Annotated in this window: 13 protein-coding genes; 8 read left to right on the top strand and 5 right to left on the bottom strand. The window is 63.1% G+C overall.

Features of this window, described 5'->3' with window-relative positions:
• The first annotated feature begins 171 nt into the window (after positions 1-171).
• From prmA to AC3WKX_RS20940, 8 genes are all read left to right on the top strand, one after another.
• The gene (gene prmA / locus AC3WKX_RS20975; RefSeq protein ID WP_003217316.1) at positions 172-1,050 is read left to right on the top strand and encodes a 50S ribosomal protein L11 methyltransferase; all 879 of its coding nucleotides are present in this window, start codon (positions 172-174) and stop codon (positions 1,048-1,050) included.
• Between the two features lie 30 nt (positions 1,051-1,080).
• Positions 1,081-2,343 carry a DUF3426 domain-containing protein gene (locus tag AC3WKX_RS20970; protein ID WP_102606176.1) on the top strand — a complete coding sequence of 421 codons (1,263 nt, stop codon included), beginning with the start codon at positions 1,081-1,083 and terminating at the stop codon, positions 2,341-2,343.
• A 185-nt stretch (positions 2,344-2,528) separates the two neighbouring features.
• A complete protein-coding gene (gene dusB / locus AC3WKX_RS20965) occupies positions 2,529-3,542 on the top strand; it encodes a tRNA dihydrouridine synthase DusB (RefSeq protein ID WP_003217321.1) in 1,014 nt (337 codons plus the stop codon).
• Positions 3,539-3,859 (top strand): DNA-binding transcriptional regulator Fis, encoded by a 321-nt coding sequence (gene fis / locus AC3WKX_RS20960; protein ID WP_003186237.1) that lies wholly within the window; start codon positions 3,539-3,541, stop codon positions 3,857-3,859. The genes dusB and fis overlap by 4 nt, the downstream gene beginning before the upstream one ends.
• Positions 3,860-3,940: 81 nt before the next feature.
• Positions 3,941-5,548 carry a bifunctional phosphoribosylaminoimidazolecarboxamide formyltransferase/IMP cyclohydrolase gene (gene purH / locus AC3WKX_RS20955; RefSeq protein WP_003217323.1) on the top strand — a complete coding sequence of 536 codons (1,608 nt, stop codon included), beginning with the start codon at positions 3,941-3,943 and terminating at the stop codon, positions 5,546-5,548.
• Positions 5,549-5,686: 138 nt separating this feature from the next.
• The gene (gene purD, locus AC3WKX_RS20950) at positions 5,687-6,979 is read left to right on the top strand and encodes a phosphoribosylamine--glycine ligase (RefSeq protein WP_003217326.1); all 1,293 of its coding nucleotides are present in this window, start codon (positions 5,687-5,689) and stop codon (positions 6,977-6,979) included.
• 102 nt (positions 6,980-7,081) lie between these two features.
• Positions 7,082-9,859, top strand: coding sequence for a hybrid sensor histidine kinase/response regulator (locus tag AC3WKX_RS20945; protein ID WP_102606175.1), 2,778 nt, complete (start codon positions 7,082-7,084; stop codon positions 9,857-9,859).
• 184 nt (positions 9,860-10,043) lie between these two features.
• The gene (locus tag AC3WKX_RS20940) at positions 10,044-10,640 is read left to right on the top strand and encodes a MarC family protein (RefSeq protein WP_003217330.1); all 597 of its coding nucleotides are present in this window, start codon (positions 10,044-10,046) and stop codon (positions 10,638-10,640) included.
• Between the two features lies 1 nt (position 10,641).
• Here AC3WKX_RS20940 and AC3WKX_RS20935 read toward each other — a convergent pair whose 3' ends face one another.
• The 5 genes from AC3WKX_RS20935 to cobG form a co-directional block, all read right to left on the bottom strand.
• On the bottom strand, positions 10,642-11,433 hold the full coding sequence (locus tag AC3WKX_RS20935; protein WP_102606174.1) for a hypothetical protein: 792 nt from the start codon (positions 11,431-11,433) through the stop codon (positions 10,642-10,644).
• A gap of 302 nt (positions 11,434-11,735) precedes the next feature.
• Entirely contained in the window at positions 11,736-13,376 is a 1,641-nt protein-coding gene (gene cobJ / locus AC3WKX_RS20930) for a precorrin-3B C(17)-methyltransferase (RefSeq protein WP_102606173.1), read from the bottom strand.
• On the bottom strand, positions 13,376-14,107 hold the full coding sequence (locus AC3WKX_RS20925; protein WP_102606178.1) for a precorrin-2 C(20)-methyltransferase: 732 nt from the start codon (positions 14,105-14,107) through the stop codon (positions 13,376-13,378). Before AC3WKX_RS20925 ends, cobJ begins: the two co-directional genes overlap by 1 nt.
• Entirely contained in the window at positions 14,107-14,733 is a 627-nt protein-coding gene (locus AC3WKX_RS20920) for a precorrin-8X methylmutase (RefSeq protein WP_003217338.1), read from the bottom strand. Before AC3WKX_RS20920 ends, AC3WKX_RS20925 begins: the two co-directional genes overlap by 1 nt.
• Positions 14,726-16,027: a precorrin-3B synthase gene (gene cobG / locus AC3WKX_RS20915; protein WP_023659365.1), complete on the bottom strand. Its 1,302-nt coding sequence runs from the start codon at positions 16,025-16,027 to the stop codon at positions 14,726-14,728. Before cobG ends, AC3WKX_RS20920 begins: the two co-directional genes overlap by 8 nt.

Below are 16,027 nucleotides of genomic sequence, written 5' to 3'. Positions count from 1 at the left end.
GCCAGTCAACACATCCATTACTGACACACCGCATTCGCGAGCAAGCCCGCTCCCACATTTTGTTCTGTGTACACCAGCAGTACAGTCGTCTTCTGCTGTTCGCTCGCGTAAACTTGCGCGTCTTTCGCAGCCCTACCCCGCTGCACACTCATTTTTTCAAAGGTGCCCGCCATGCCTTGGCTGCAAGTCCGTCTCGCCATCAGCCCAGAACAAGCCGAAACCTACGAAGACGCGTTCCTCGAAGTGGGCGCCGTGTCGGTGACCTTCATGGACGCCGAAGACCAGCCGATCTTCGAACCCGAGCTCAACACCACCCCGCTGTGGTCCCACACCCATCTGCTGGCCCTGTTCGAAGACGGCACCGATGCCGCCAGCGTCCTGGCCCACATGGAACTGCTCACCGGCGGCCCGCTGCCGGAGCATCACAGCGAAATCATCGAAGACCAGGACTGGGAACGCAGCTGGATGGACAACTTCCAGCCAATGCGTTTTGGCCAGCGCCTGTGGATCGTGCCGAGCTGGCACGCCGCCCCCGAGCCTGACGCCGTGAACCTGCTGCTGGACCCGGGCCTGGCGTTCGGCACCGGCACCCACCCCACCACCGCGCTGTGCCTGGAATGGCTCGATGGCCAGGACCTGAAAGACTGCAACGTGCTGGACTTCGGCTGCGGTTCGGGGATCCTGGCGATCGCCGCCCTGCTGCTGGGCGCCAAGGAAGCGGTCGGTACCGATATCGACGTGCAAGCCCTGGAAGCCTCCCGCGATAACGCCGGGCGCAATAACATCGCTGAAGAGAAATTCCCGCTGTACCTGCCGGAGCAATTGCCCCAGGTGCAGGCCGACGTGCTGGTGGCCAATATCCTCGCCGGGCCACTGGTTTCCCTGGCGCCGCAGCTGTCGAGCCTGGTCAAGCCGGGCGGCCGCCTGGCGCTGTCGGGCATCCTCGCCGAACAGGGCGAAGATGTTGCCGCCGCCTACGCCCAGGATTTTGAGCTGGATCCGATCGCCAACCGCGATGGCTGGGTACGCATCAGTGGTCGTCGGCGCTAGAATGAGCGCCTGCATGAATCGGATGGCCGCATGACCGACAGTTTCGTCACCCAGTGCCCACACTGCCAAGCACGCTTTCGCGTCAACCACGCTCAATTGAGCGTGGCCCGTGGCGTGGTGCGCTGTGGGTCGTGCCTGCAAGTGTTCAATGCCGCTCGCCAACTGCTGGAGCAGCGCGCCAATGCGCCCGCGCCCCAGGCACCACCTGCGGCAGAGCCGCCGGCAGCCGTAGAACCGCCACCCCAAGCGCCGCGAGCCATCAGCCAGAAGCAATGGACCGCCGAAGAGCTGGACCTGGATAACCTGGACCTCGACGTAGAACTGGCCAAGCTGGAACGTCGCGAGATCCAGCACACCCAGCCCGTGGGTGCCGACCGTCGCCAGCCCGGCGCCGATCGTCGGCAAAAGGAAGATGCCCTCAGCGCCAGCCGTGATACGGCCAAGGCCGAGGAAGAGCAATGGGCCTCCAGCCTGTTCAGCGAACCCCGGGATGAACGGGCCCAAGCCCCGCAAACGGTCGACGAGGAACCGCAACCGGCCAAGGCAAGCCCAGGCAAACCCAAGCGCACCGAACCGTCGATGTCGTTTGAAGCGGTCGAGCCGGACGACGAACCACCGCTGCACACAAGCCCCACCGATGACGAACTCGACCCACCGGTAACCGCCGTAGCGGACGAGCCGGAACCCGAACAACCGGAACGCCCGCAGCCCAAACGCAAGCGCCCTCGCCCCGAGGCTGGCGCCCACGACGACCTGCTTTCGGACCTGGAAGACGACCCGCTGCACCTGTATTCCCGGAAGCGTTCCTCCGGCTGGGGCCGCCGCCTGTTCTGGGGCTTGCTGGTGCTGCTGGCCGCCGCCGGCCTGGCGGGACAATACGTCGCCTACCAATTCGACGACCTGGCACGCCAGGACGCCTACCGCCCATGGTTCCAGGAACTGTGCCCGAAACTGGGCTGCACCGTGCCATCCCGGGTCGATATCGCCCACATCAAGAGCAGCAACCTGGTGGTGCGCAGCCACCCGGAGTTTGCCGGTGCCCTGGTGGTGGACGCGATCATCTATAACCGCGCGACATTCTCCCAACCGTTCCCGCTGCTGGAGCTACGCTTTGCCGACATGAACGGGAATATGATCGCCAGTCGTCGCTTCAAACCCGCCGAATACCTCAGCGGCGAGTTGGCAGGCGTGACCGAGATGCCCTCCCAGACGCCGATCCACATTGCCCTGGACATCCTCGACCCGGGCAACAAAGCGGTGAATTACAGCCTGAGCTTCCACTCCCCCGAGTGAAACGGCTGCCTGGCCGGTGCTTGACGGCAGATTATTGACTGCATCGCCTTTGACCAAACCTGCGGCGATAAGAAAATAACTGCTCAGATTTTATCCAATTCAGCCTTTATCCAGTCATCGAGAGCGGGTATCATGCCAACCCTTTTTCGAACTCTAATGATCCGGCCCCACAACAGGGAAGTCCTATGTCGGCGGTACGCATCGGCCCATACACATTGCACAACGGCTTGATCCTCGCCCCGATGGCGGGCGTCACCGACCAGCCCTTTCGTCAGCTTTGCAAGCGTTTGGGCGCAGGGCTTGTAGTCTCGGAAATGGTCACCAGCGACATGAGCCTGTGGAACACCCGCAAATCGCGGATGCGCATGATCCACGAAGGTGATCCCGAGCCCCGCTCGGTACAGATCGCCGGCGGTGATGCGCAGATGCTGGCGGATGCGGCCCGGGCCAACGTGGAGTTGGGGGCGCAGATTATTGATATCAACATGGGTTGCCCGGCCAAGAAGGTCTGCAACAAGGCCGCAGGTTCTGCCCTGTTGAAGGATGAGCAGTTGGTGAGCGAGATCCTGCATGCCGTTGTCGCTGCAGTGGATGTGCCGGTCACCCTGAAGATCCGCACCGGTTGGGACCGGGACAACAAGAATGGCCTGACGGTGGCGAAGATCGCCGAGCAGGCGGGCATTACAGCGCTGGCGGTGCATGGCCGCACCCGCGCCGACCTTTACACCGGTGAAGCCGAGTACGACACCATTGCCGCGATCAAGCAGGCGGTGTCGATTCCCGTCTTTGCCAACGGCGACATCGACTCAGCCGAGAAAGCCCGGCGCGTGCTGCACGCGACCGGCGCCGATGGCCTGTTGATTGGCCGGGCTGCCCAGGGGCGGCCGTGGATTTTTCGTGAGATCGAGCATTTTCTGCGTACCGGCGAAACCTTGCCGGCACCGGAGCTGATCGAGGTGGAACGTATTCTGCTAGAGCATCTGGCCGCCCTGCACGCCTTCTACGGAGACGTGATGGGAGTACGCATTGCTCGCAAGCATGTGGGCTGGTATCTCGCAACCTTGCCGGGCGCCAGGGAGTTTCGCGCCCACTTCAATCGTTTGGATGATACGGAAGCACAGTGCGCCAACGTTCGTGAGTTCTTCTCCGAGCGTTACAAGAGCCTGGTGACAGGGGACGGAGAAGGGGTGGCCGCATGACGATGATGACCGAGACTTTAGTGAGTGGAACAACACCCGTGAGCGACAACGTCAATTTGAAACAGCACCTCAACACGCCGAGCGAAGAAGGCCAGACCCTTCGCGGGAGTGTCGAGAAGGCGCTGCACAATTATTTCGCCCACCTTGAGGGCGCTGCCGTCACGGACGTGTACAACCTGGTGCTCTCCGAAGTCGAAGCGCCGTTGCTCGAAAGCGTGATGAACTACGTCAAGGGCAACCAGACCAAGGCCAGTGAGCTGCTCGGTCTGAACCGTGGCACGCTGCGCAAGAAACTCAAGCAGTACGATTTGCTGTAAGCATTCAATCAAACCAGAAAGGCGCCCGCGTAAAAACGGACGCCTTTTTTGCTGACTCCTTTGCTTTTGATGGAAATTGAAATGACCGACCAGACTACCCGCCTGCCGATCCGCCGTGCCTTGATCAGTGTCTCCGACAAGACCGGGATCCTCGAATTTGCCCGGGAGCTGGAAGCCCTGGGCGTGGAGATTCTCTCCACCGGCGGGACCTTCAAACTGCTGCAGGACAACGGCGTGGCCGCAGTGGAAGTGGCGGACTACACCGGTTTCGCAGAAATGATGGACGGTCGGGTCAAGACCCTGCACCCGAAAATCCACGGCGGGATCCTCGGTCGTCGCGGTATCGACGACGCCATCATGAGCGAGCACGGCATCAAGCCGATCGACCTGGTGGCCGTTAACCTGTACCCGTTCGAAGCCACCATCAACAAGCCAGGCTGCGACCTGCCGACCGCCATCGAAAACATCGATATCGGCGGCCCGACCATGGTTCGCTCGGCAGCCAAGAACCACAAAGACGTGGCCATCGTGGTGAACGCCAGCGACTACGCCAACGTACTGGAAAGCCTGAAAGCCGGCGGCCTGACCTACGCCCAGCGCTTCGACCTGATGCTCAAGGCCTTCGAACACACCGCTGCCTACGACGGCATGATCGCCAACTACATGGGCACCGTGAACCAGGCCGCTGAAACCCTCAGCACAGAAGGTCGCAGCCAGTTCCCGCGCACCTTCAACAGCCAGTTCATCAAGGCCCAGGAAATGCGCTACGGCGAGAACCCGCACCAGAGCGCGGCGTTCTACGTTGAGGCCAAGCCTGCTGAAGTCGGCATCGCCACCGCGACCCAACTGCAAGGCAAAGAGCTGTCGTACAACAACGTGGCCGACACCGACGCCGCGCTGGAATGTGTGAAGAGCTTCGTCAAGCCAGCCTGCGTGATCGTCAAGCACGCCAACCCGTGCGGCGTGGCCGTGAGCCCGGACGCTGAAGGCGGTATCCGCCAGGCGTACGAACTGGCCTACGCCACCGACACCGAGTCGGCCTTCGGCGGCATCATCGCCTTCAACCGTGAGCTGGACGCCGAGACCGCCAAGGCGATCGTCGAGCGTCAGTTCGTTGAAGTGATCATCGCGCCATCCGTCAGTGAAGAGGCTCGCGCCATCGTTGCCGCCAAGGCCAATGTGCGCCTGCTGGCGTGCGGCGAGTGGTCGGCCGAGCGTGCCGCTGCCTGGGACTACAAGCGCGTCAACGGCGGCTTGCTGGTACAGAGCCGCGACATCGGCATGATCGGCAGCGCCGATCTGAAAGTGGTGACCAAGCGCGCCCCGACCGAACAGGAAATCAACGACCTGATCTTCGCCTGGAAAGTCGCCAAGTACGTTAAATCCAACGCCATCGTCTACGCCAAGAACCGCCAGACCATCGGTGTCGGCGCGGGCCAGATGAGCCGCGTGAATTCGGCACGCATCGCTGCGATCAAGGCAGAACATGCCGGCTTGCAGGTGCAGGGTTCGGTGATGGCGTCCGACGCATTCTTCCCGTTCCGTGATGGCCTGGACAACGCCGCGAAAGCCGGTGTTACCGCCGTGATCCAACCGGGCGGCTCGATGCGTGACGCAGAAGTGATTGCAGCGGCTGATGAAGCCGGCATTGCCATGGTCTTCACCGGCATGCGCCACTTCCGTCACTGATTGCTCGTTCCCACGCTCTGCGTGGGAATGCAGCCCGGGACGCTCCGCGTCCCAAAGCGTGACGCAGAGCGTCACAAGAGGCATTCCCACGCAGAGCGTGGGAACGGTCAGAATTCAGCGTCATCCGAGGTTTTTGAAATGAATGTTTTGATCATTGGCAGCGGTGGCCGTGAACACGCCCTGGCCTGGAAAGTTGCCCAGGACCCACGTGTCCAGAAAGTTTTCGTCGCCCCCGGCAACGCCGGTACCGCCATTGAAGCCAAGTGCGAAAACGTCGCCATCGACGTGTTGGCCCTTGAGCAACTGGCGGACTTTGCCGAGAAAAACGTTTCCCTGACCATCGTCGGCCCGGAAGTGCCCTTGGTAGCTGGCGTTGTGGACCTGTTCCGCAGCCGCGGCCTGGACTGCTTCGGCCCAACCGCCGGCGCTGCCCAGCTGGAAGGCTCGAAAGCCTTCACCAAGGATTTCCTGGCGCGCCACAAGATCCCGACCGCCGACTACCAGAACTTCACCGAAATCGAGCCGGCCCTGGCCTACCTGCGTGAAGTCGGTGCACCGATCGTGATCAAGGCCGACGGCCTGGCCGCCGGTAAAGGCGTGATCGTCGCAATGACCCTGGCCGAAGCCGAAGACGCCGTGCGCGACATGCTCGCTGGCAACGCTTTCGGTGAAGCCGGTTCGCGCGTAGTGATCGAAGAATTCCTCGACGGCGAAGAAGCCAGCTTCATCGTGATGGTCGACGGCAAGAACGTACTGCCGATGGCCACCAGCCAGGACCACAAACGTGTGGGTGACGGCGACAGCGGCCCGAACACCGGCGGCATGGGCGCTTACTCCCCTGCTCCGGTAGTGACTGCCGAAGTGCACAAGCGCGTGATGGACCTGGTCATCTGGCCAACCGTGCGCGGCATGGCCGACGAAGGCAATGTGTACACCGGTTTCCTGTACGCCGGCTTGATGATCGACAAGGCCGGCAATCCGAAAGTCATCGAGTTCAACTGCCGCTTCGGCGACCCGGAAACCCAACCGGTGATGCTGCGCCTGCAATCGAGCCTGGTGCTGTTGGTTGAAGCTGCGCTGGCCCAGGCCCTGGACAAGGTCGAAGCCCAGTGGGACCCGCGCCCGAGCGTCGGCATCGTGCTGGCCGCCGGCGGCTACCCGGCCGACTACGCCAAGGGCGATGTGATTGAAGGTCTGGACGCGGCTGCTACGCTGGAAGGCAAGGTGTTCCACGCGGGCACCGCGCTCAAGGATGGCAAGGTCGTCACCGCCGGTGGTCGCGTACTGTGCGCAACCGCCATGGGCAGCAGCGTAGATGCCGCCCAGCAACAGGCTTACAAGCTGGCGGCGAAGATCGACTGGAAAGGCTGCTTCTACCGCACCGACATTGGCTACCGCGCCATTGCCCGTGAGCGTGGCGAAAGTCAGTAAACAGCTATCCGTTCGGTTAGGCAGGGGCCTCTGGCCCTTGCCCTACGCTTGTGGCCCCGCGCATAGTTATACCCATGCATCAACCTACGAAGGGATTTCGCCGTGCGCTGGCTCAGGATCGCCATAGGTTTCACTGTCAGTCTGCTGACCTTGCTCTGCTTGCTCCCGGCCCAGGCCGCCGCACAAGGCAGTGGCTGGGCAGTATTGCTTGATGAACAGGCCGATCTGCAACTGAGCGACATCCGCTCGCCCCGCTACATCAATCAATTCAGCCCCATCGAACTGGACCGGATTACCGCCGCGCAACCGGACGGTGCGTTGTGGGTACGCTTCAGGCTGCAACCCGGCAAACACGAGCAAGTGCTGCGGGTATTCGCCCCTGACCTGTCACACCTGAACCTGTATGTACTCGACGGCGACACCCTGGTGGAGCAGGAAGCTACCGGCACCCGCCAGCCCCAGGCCGAGCGCCCGCTGCCCAGCAGCGACTTCATGCTGCCGATGCCGCAAAGCCAGAAGCCGCTGGACGTGTACCTGCGCATGGTCTCGGAACACGAGCTGCGCCCCTACATCACCCTTGAGCCGGCCGTGCTGGCTGCGGCCAACCAGAACCAGACGCTGATCTATGGGCTGCTGTTCGGTTGCCTGGTGATGCTGATCCTGCACAACCTCACCCGCTACGCCTACCATCGCTCCCGCAGCAGCCTGTGGCTCGCCGCCTGCGAATTGCTGTTGCTGCTGAGCCTTGCGCTGCTGCTCAACGTGCTGGGCCCGTGGCTGCCGAACTGGCACGCGGTACAAACCCCCGGCGCCTACCTCGCCCTGCTGCTGACCGCGCCGTGCGGGCTGATGTTTGCCTACCGCTTCTTTGCGCCACTGGGCCCGCATCCGCTGAACAAGCTGTTGATGGCCGACATCCTGCTGATCGTCCTGACCGGCCTGTTGCTGCTGTTCGTCAACACCTTGCCCCTGAACATCATCACCTACGCCCTGGTGGCGCTGGCCGGCCTGAGCATGTTGTTCGTCTCGGCCTATCACTGGCAAAAGGGTTACCGCCCGGCGCGCCTGTTCATGCTGGCGATGGTGATCTTCAACATCGGCACGCTGATTATTCTCCCGGCCTTGCTGGGCCTGACGCTGGTGCCGCCACAAGGCTTGATCATCACCCTGCTCGGCTTTATCTGCCTCAGTGGCCTGTTGATGAGCCTGGCCCTGGGCGAACGCCAGCGCGCCATCACCGAAGACAACTTCAGCCTCAGCCGCGACCTGGCGGCCAGCAACGCCGAAATCGCCGCCAAGGCCGAATTCCTGGCGAAGATCAGCCACGAAATTCGCACGCCCATGAACGGCGTGCTGGGCATGACCGAACTGCTGCTGGGCACCCCGCTTTCAGTCAAGCAACGCGACTACGTGCAAACCATCCACAGCGCCGGCAACGAACTGCTCACCCTGATCAACGAGATTCTCGACATCTCCAAGCTGGAATCCGGGCAGATCGAATTGGACGATGTGCAGTTCGACCTCAACGCGCTGATCGAAGACTGCCTGAGTATTTTCCGCGCCAAGGCCGAGCAGCAGAACGTCGAGCTGATCAGCTTTATCCAGCCCCAGGTACCCCGGGTGATCAGCGGCGACCCGACGCGGCTGCGCCAGGCACTGTTGAGCCTGCTGGAAAATGCCCTGCAAAAAACCGATGAAGGCGAAGTACTGATCGTCGTCGCACTGGACGAGCGCAGCAGCAAACCGCGCCTGCGCATTGCCGTGCAAGACAGCGGCCTGCCGATGGAACCCGCCGAGCGCGACGCCCTGCTGCACAGCGAGTTGCACAGCAAGAACTTCCTCTCTGCCACCCGCCTGAGCGGCCATCTGGGCCTGGTCATTGCCCGCCAGCTGATCCTGTTGATGAACGGCGAATTCGGCATCAAGAGTGGCAGCCAGCAAGGCAGCACCCTGTGGCTGACCTTGCCGCTGGACCCGGAACGCCTGGAGCACCCGACCTCCGACCTCGACGGCCCGCTCAAGGGCGCGCGCGTGCTGGTGGTGGACGACAACGACACCTGCCGCAAAGTGCTGGTGCAGCAATGCACGGCCTGGGGCCTGAACGTGAGCGCCGTGCCTTCGGGCAAGGAAGCCCTGGCGCTGCTGCGCACCAAGGCGCACCTGCGGGACTATTTCGACGTGGTGCTGCTGGACCAGAACATGCCCGGCATGACCGGCATGCAACTGGCGGCGAAGATCAAGGAAGACCCGAGCCTGAACCACGACATCCTGCTGATCATGCTCACCGGCATCAGCAATGCGCCGAGCAAGATCATCGCGCGCAACTGCGGGATCAAGCGCATCCTCGCCAAACCCGTGGCCGGCTATACCCTCAAGACCACCCTTGCCGATGAATTGACCCAGCGCAGCAAGGGCTCCGTGCAACCACGCCAGCCGGCGATCAGCGCGCCGGCCCCGGTGACCGTGCCGAGTGACTTCCGGATCCTGGTGGCGGAGGACAACAGCATCTCCACCAAGGTGATTCGCGGCATGCTCGGCAAGCTCAACCTGCAGCCCGACACCGCCAGCAACGGCGAAGAAGCCCTGCAGGCAATGAAGGCCCAGCGCTACGACCTGGTGTTGATGGACTGTGAAATGCCGATCCTCGACGGCTTCTCCGCCACCCAGCAACTGCGCGCGTGGGAAGTCAGCAACCAGCGGATTCGTACGCCAATCGTGGCACTCACCGCGCACATTCTTTCGGAACATAAAGAGCGTGCACGCCAGGCCGGGATGGACGGGCACATGGCCAAGCCGGTGGAGTTGTCGCAATTGCGCGAGCTGGTGGAGTACTGGGTAGCACAGCGGGCACAACGCCCCGAGCACGCCCCGACTTCCTGACACGCCCAACCTGTAGGAGCGAGCTTGCTCGCGAAGAACCTGAGAGCGCCGCGTTAAACCAGAAAGCCCGCGTTATCGTTAACGACCTTCGCGAGCAAGCTCGCTCCTACAGGGGATCAGTGCAGCCCGTTCGTCACAGGCCTGATAAACTCCCGCTCGCCCTCCTTCGCTGCGAGCTCCCACCATGCTCCACGTGCTATTCAGCGTTTACCTGAAGATGCTGGTGCTCTACAGCCCCTTCTTCGTGCTCTCCTGCTTTATCAGCCTGACTCGCGGTTACTCCAGCAAGGAGCGGCGGCGCCTGGCCTGGAAAGTGGCCCTCGCCACCCTGGTATCGAGCGTGTTGCTCTACCTGTTCGGCCGGGTGATTTTCAGTGTGTTCGGCATCACCGTCGACGCCTTCCGCATCGGCGCCGGCAGTGTGCTGTTCATCTCGGCCCTGGGCATGGCCCAGGGCAAGTCAGCGGTGCAGACCGACAACGTGCAGCAGGACGTGACCATCGTGCCGCTGACCATTCCCCTGACCGTCGGCCCCGGCACCATCGGTGCGCTGCTGGTGATGGGCGTCAGCCAGCCGCACTGGGACGACAAGATCACCGCGATCCTCAGTATCGCCCTGGCCAGCCTGACGGTGGGCGTGGTGCTGTACCTGTCCAACCGTATCGAACGCATCCTCGGCGACCAGGGCTTGCAGATTGTCAGCCGGTTGATGGGGCTGTTCGTGTGCGCCCTGGCCGCACAAATCATCTTCACCGGTGTACGCGGTTACCTGGTGCCGTAGATCAAATTCTGTAGTTGGCGATAGCCAGGCGGACCTTGTCCCCTGCGCTGTCCCGCAGCAGTTGAATCGTGTCTTCGTTGACCACCGAGCTGTTCAGCACCAGGCACGTGCGGCCACTGAAGGCCTCGACGGATGCACTGTCCCACTCCAGAAACGGTATGCCCAGTTGCTTGCTGACGCCGTGGGAGCTGTACGTCACCAGCACCATCGAAACTTCCCCGGCGATTTCCGAGCAGGACGCCAAGCCGAAATCGCCACCGTCACGCGTGGTGGTATTTCGCTTGAATAACTCAAATGAGGCCGGGAGCTGCTTCAAGGCTTCAACCGCCTCCGCCACCCGTTTGGGCAATACACTGATCAGCGGCCCCGACAGAAACGTCGAGGCCACGGTGGCCGCCATCAGGTTCAGCGCCGCCAGCTGTACCGACAGCCCCTTGCGAGAGGTGTACACCCGCTCGAAACTGCTCCTGACCGGCATCCAGCCGAGGCTGCTCATGACCTTGATGAATTCGTTGTACCAGGCCTCTGTGCCCCGGGCGACCCGCAGCACATCGCTGACGTAGCTGCTCGCCAGCAAATAGCTTTTGCGGGTGTACTCCTTGTTGAGGCTGGTCATGCCTTGCACAAACGACATGACGCTGTTGTTCACCACCGCCGCGTCCAGCTCATCATCCGCCTCGGGCTTCACCGGCGCGCTCAATCCCGACGCCAGGCCGGGCGCGCCCGGAAGCCGGTAAGCGGCAATCAGCTTCCTCCTTTTTGCGCTGTTGATCCGTTTGTTGTTTCGCTCCATAGCCATTTCTCCATAACCCCCAACATGGGGCTCAACGCCAACACTAGTCGACTTGCCGGGGATTTTGAGCTGCTGAAAATTGACCACGGGACGCGCCGCGACCCGCAGGAAAAATCACTGCAGGCGGCGCAGCTGAGTAAACGCTGGGGATGAGGCGGCGGCACACAAAAGCGCCGTGCTTTTCTTCAAGCCGTAGAGAAAGGTATGACTTGAGCCGATGCAAAAAAACCTCGGCAAGCAGACCTTTCCGGCATCAATGACTGACGTTTCAAGGCGGCCCCATGGCGGGGCCGCCGTTGTTTTCAGGAGGCGGGTTTCTCGCCGTACCAACGTGGCGTGTAGACCCACTCGCCACCACCTGCCCGCGCAAAGACGCAGGTGGTGGACGAACCGATCAGCACCATGGTGCGCATGTCCACCTGCTCCGGCGTCAGTTGCCCCAGGGTGGTGACTCGCAGGGTCTGGCCCGGGCGACCGATGTCACGGCCCAAGACCACCGGTGTTTCAGGCGTGCGGTGCTGCGCGACGATTTCCAGGGCGCGTCCCAACTGCCAGGGCCGCGCACGGGAGATCGGGTTATAGAACGCCAGCGCCAGGTCGGCCTGGGACGCCAGGTCCAGGCGCTTCTCGATGATCGACCAGGGTTTGAGGTTGTCCGACAGTGACATCACACAGAAGTCATGCCCCAGCGGGGCACCTGCCTGGGCCGCCGTGGCGAGGGATGCCGACACGCCCGGCAAAATCTCCAGGTCGACCTGATGCCAGGCCGGGTCGCTGGACTCGTGCAAGGCTTCGATCACCGCGGCGGCCATGGCGAATACACCCGGGTCACCCGAAGACACCACCACCACCGAACGCCCCTGCGCCGCCAGCTCAAAGGCATGACGCGCGCGCTGCATCTCTTCGCGATTGTCGGTGCAATGCTGGATCTGGTCCGCGCGGAACGGCCCGGCCATGCGCACATAGGTTTCGTAACCCAGCACGTCAGTGCAGCGGGCCAGCTCGGCTTTTACTGCCGGAACCATCAGTTCGGCAGCGCCGGGGCCCAGACCGATCACCGCGAGGCGGCCACGGGGACGACCGATCAGGGACAGGTCCAGAGGAGCCTCGGCCACCGTGATCGCAATGTCCGCCTGAGGCGCCAGATCGGCGAAGCGCAATGGCACGCCCAGCTCCAACGCCGCTTCGTGCAATGACGAATCGGCCATCTCCGTTTCAGCCGCCAGCAGGCAAGCCAGGGACTGCACGGCGAGCCCGGCATCCTGCAACGCCGCACGAATTCGCCCGGCCAGTTGCGGCCCCGGCTGGCAGGTAACCAGCACCGTCTTCGGATAAATCAGCAACTCATTGGCCGCAGGTGTGCGCTCGGCACTGCCGACGTGAATCGCCAGGCGTGCCTGTTGATCCTGGGGCAAGTTGGCCTGATCCAGCCACGGCGCCGCGCCTTCAATGCGTACTGATTCGCCAGCCAGCAAATCCGAGACAAAGCGTTTGCCCAGCTCCAGATCCCCCAGTTGATAACCATGGGGAGGGTTAAGCAGGCAGGTACCAAAACGCAGCTCGCCACTGGTGGTGATCGCGGCGGCAACGTCCAGGGCAGCGGCGATTTCCCGCGCCATCACGTTCACGCCACCCAGGCCACCGAGCAACGGCACCACCGCGCTGCCGTCTTCGGCGACGGCCAGCACAGCAGGCTCGATGCCCTTCTCCAGCAACAGCGGCGCCAGGGTGCGGATCACAATCCCGGCGGCACACAGCGCGATGATCGGCGTGCCCTGTTGATACAACTGGCGCACTGTGGCGCCGAATTCGTTATAGGCCTGATCGGCGCCCTCGACCCGCCCGGCCAGGCCGTGGATCAGTGCGTCGGGATACACCTGCTGGATAGCGCGGGCCGTGGCGAGGCTGCCCTGCCCCAGGATGACAATCGCGGGAGCCGTCATCAGCCTTGCCACCTTTCACCGGGAACGATGATCAACGAGAAATACGGCGAGGACGTCGGATCGACCTGATCCAGGGCGACGATTTTCTGATTGGCCATGGTCGCGCGCTCGACGTACAACGCCCGGCTCGCCAATCCCAATTCTTCCAGTACCTGACGCACCTTGGTGAAGTTGCGCCCCAGCTTCATGATCACCGCCGCGTCGGCATCCGCCAGGCGACGCTTGAGTTCGTCATGGGGCAGCACGCCGGAAAGCACCGACAGGCTCTGGTTGCGATACACCAACGGTGCGCCCAGTACAGAGGCGCCACCGAGCATCGAGCACACACCCGGGATCACCTGGGCTTCGTAGCGCTCGGCCAGGCGGTCGTGCAAATACATGTAGGAGCCGTAGAAGAACGGGTCGCCTTCACAGATCACCGCCACATCGCGCCCCGCGTCCAGGTGTGCCGCAACGTCGACACTGGCGGCGTCGTAGAAATCGCTGATCACTTGCTCGTAGGACAGCGGCGCCGGCAACACTTCAGTGGTCACCGGGTACACCAGCGGCATCAGGGTTTGCTGGGGCACCAAATGGTCTTCGATGATGCCGAAGGCGTTGCCCTTCTTGCCCTTGGCCACGAAGTACGCCACCACCGGCGATTCGCGCAGCAGGCGCAGGGCTTTGAGGGTAATCAGTTCCGGATCGCCGGGGCCTACGCCCAGGCCGATCAAACGTCCGCGTGCCGGCATCATTCGACCTCCGTGGCCAAGGCGTTGACCGCGGCGGCGGCCATCGCACTGCCGCCGAGGCGGCCCTGCATGATCACGAACGGTACGCCGCGGCTGTCTGCCGCCAGCATCGCCTTGGATTCGGCGGCGCCGACAAAACCCACCGGGAACCCGAGGATCAGTGCAGGTTTTGGCGCGCCGGCGTCGAGCATTTCCAGCAGGTAAAACAGCGCTGTCGGCGCATTGCCGATCACCACCACACTGCCTTCCAGGTGCGGGCGCCACAGCTCCAGGGCGGCGGCGGAACGGGTGTTGCCCAGCTCGCGGGCCAACTCCGGCACGCTGTCGTCGCGCAGGGTGCAGATCACCTGATTGTTGGCCGGCAGGCGCGTACGGGTCACGCCTTCGGAGACCATCCGCGCATCACACAGGATCGGCGCGCCAGCGGCCAGGGCTTCGCGCCCGGCCTTGCCGGCACCTTCGGAAAATTGCAGGCCGTCGATGGCGTCGACCATGCCGCAGGCATGAATCACCCGCACCGCGAGTTTTTCCAGGTCGGCAGGGATGCGATCAAGCCGGGCTTCTGCGCGAATGATCGCGAAGGAGTTGCGATAGATCTCCTGACCGTCGCGGATGTAATCAATCATCGGTGTTGCTCCGTGGGTGAGCGCGCAACAAGGCGCCCGCCGCTTCAATAGAAAGAGTGCGCGCGTGCAGGCGGCCGAAACCGGGCAGGCCTGCGTCGCGAAAATAGAGGTCGTAGTGGCCGGGACTTACCGCCAGCAGGGTGACCGGCGCGGTGTGGGCGGCCGCGCAGGAACGCGGGCAGCCGGACAGGTGCACGCTGTGGCCGGGCGCAAGCGCAGCCAGTTGCACGGCGTCGGCCTTGGTGTCGGACAGGCCTTTGGCGCAACCGCCGGCGCCGGTGCAGGCGATCATCCGTGCGAGGGGTTGGTCCACCGAACACAAAAAGCCAAGCTGTTCGAGGCGTTCGGTGACAGCCGCCGCATCCTGGATATTGGGCAGCAGCAGGCCTTGCCATGGCGTGACACGCAAGGTGGCGTCGCCATGGTCGACGGCCAGTTGCGCAGCGCCCCTGAGCATCGCCGAATCCAGGCGGCCCAAGGGTGCGACGGCGGCGACGTAGACCTGGTTTTTTTGGCGCTGTGGATAACTTCCCAGGTGCAGCGGCGCGGGGTTGGAGTGCCTTGAAAAGCCATCAACCGGCTGCAATGGCATATTCAGCTGCCGCAAAAAGTTATCCACAGCGGTTTCAGCCAGCAGGTGGCGCATGCGGGTTTGATCAGGCCGGGCCAGCTCAAGGAACCGCTCCAGCACCGCCACCACCAGTGCATGCCCTTGTGCCAAAGGTACCGCCGCCAAGGGCGCATCCCGCGCCGGGCAGCCTGCCAGGCCGAATGCCAACAGCGTGTTGCCATTGGCATCGAAGGCTGACAGCCACAGGTCGTGATGATGCTCGAGCATGGCCAGGGCTTCACCGCCGTCCAGTTGCACGGCGAACTTGGCCGACAGCTCATGGAAACGCGGGTGGGTTTCCAGGGTGGTGAGGATCTGGTCGGCCAACGGTCGGGTATCGAACAGCATCTCGCGGTCAATGCCGGCACTGGGGCTGAGCATCAGGTTGCGCACATCATCACCGGCGGCACGCTTGGGGCCCAGGTCGGCGGCCAGCAAGGCGGCGATCAATGCATCCTGTTCGGCGCCGATCCCGCGAATCTGCAGGTTGGCGCGGTTGGTCGCCTCGATCACCCCGCCGGCATGGGCCTGGGCGGCGTCGGCCACGGCAAACGCCTGCTCGGCACGGATCGAACCGCCCGCCAGTTTGATGCGGCAAATCCCGCCATCCAACGCCTGGACAATACGCAGCAACCCCGGACAGGCCGAGGGGCGCAAGGTATTGGACGGTGGTATTGGTTTCAC

It is taken from the genome of Pseudomonas sp. GP01-A4 (genome assembly GCF_058780865.1).
The sequence above is the reverse complement of the archived record's forward strand: the minus strand, read 5'-3'. Positions and strand labels throughout refer to the sequence as shown.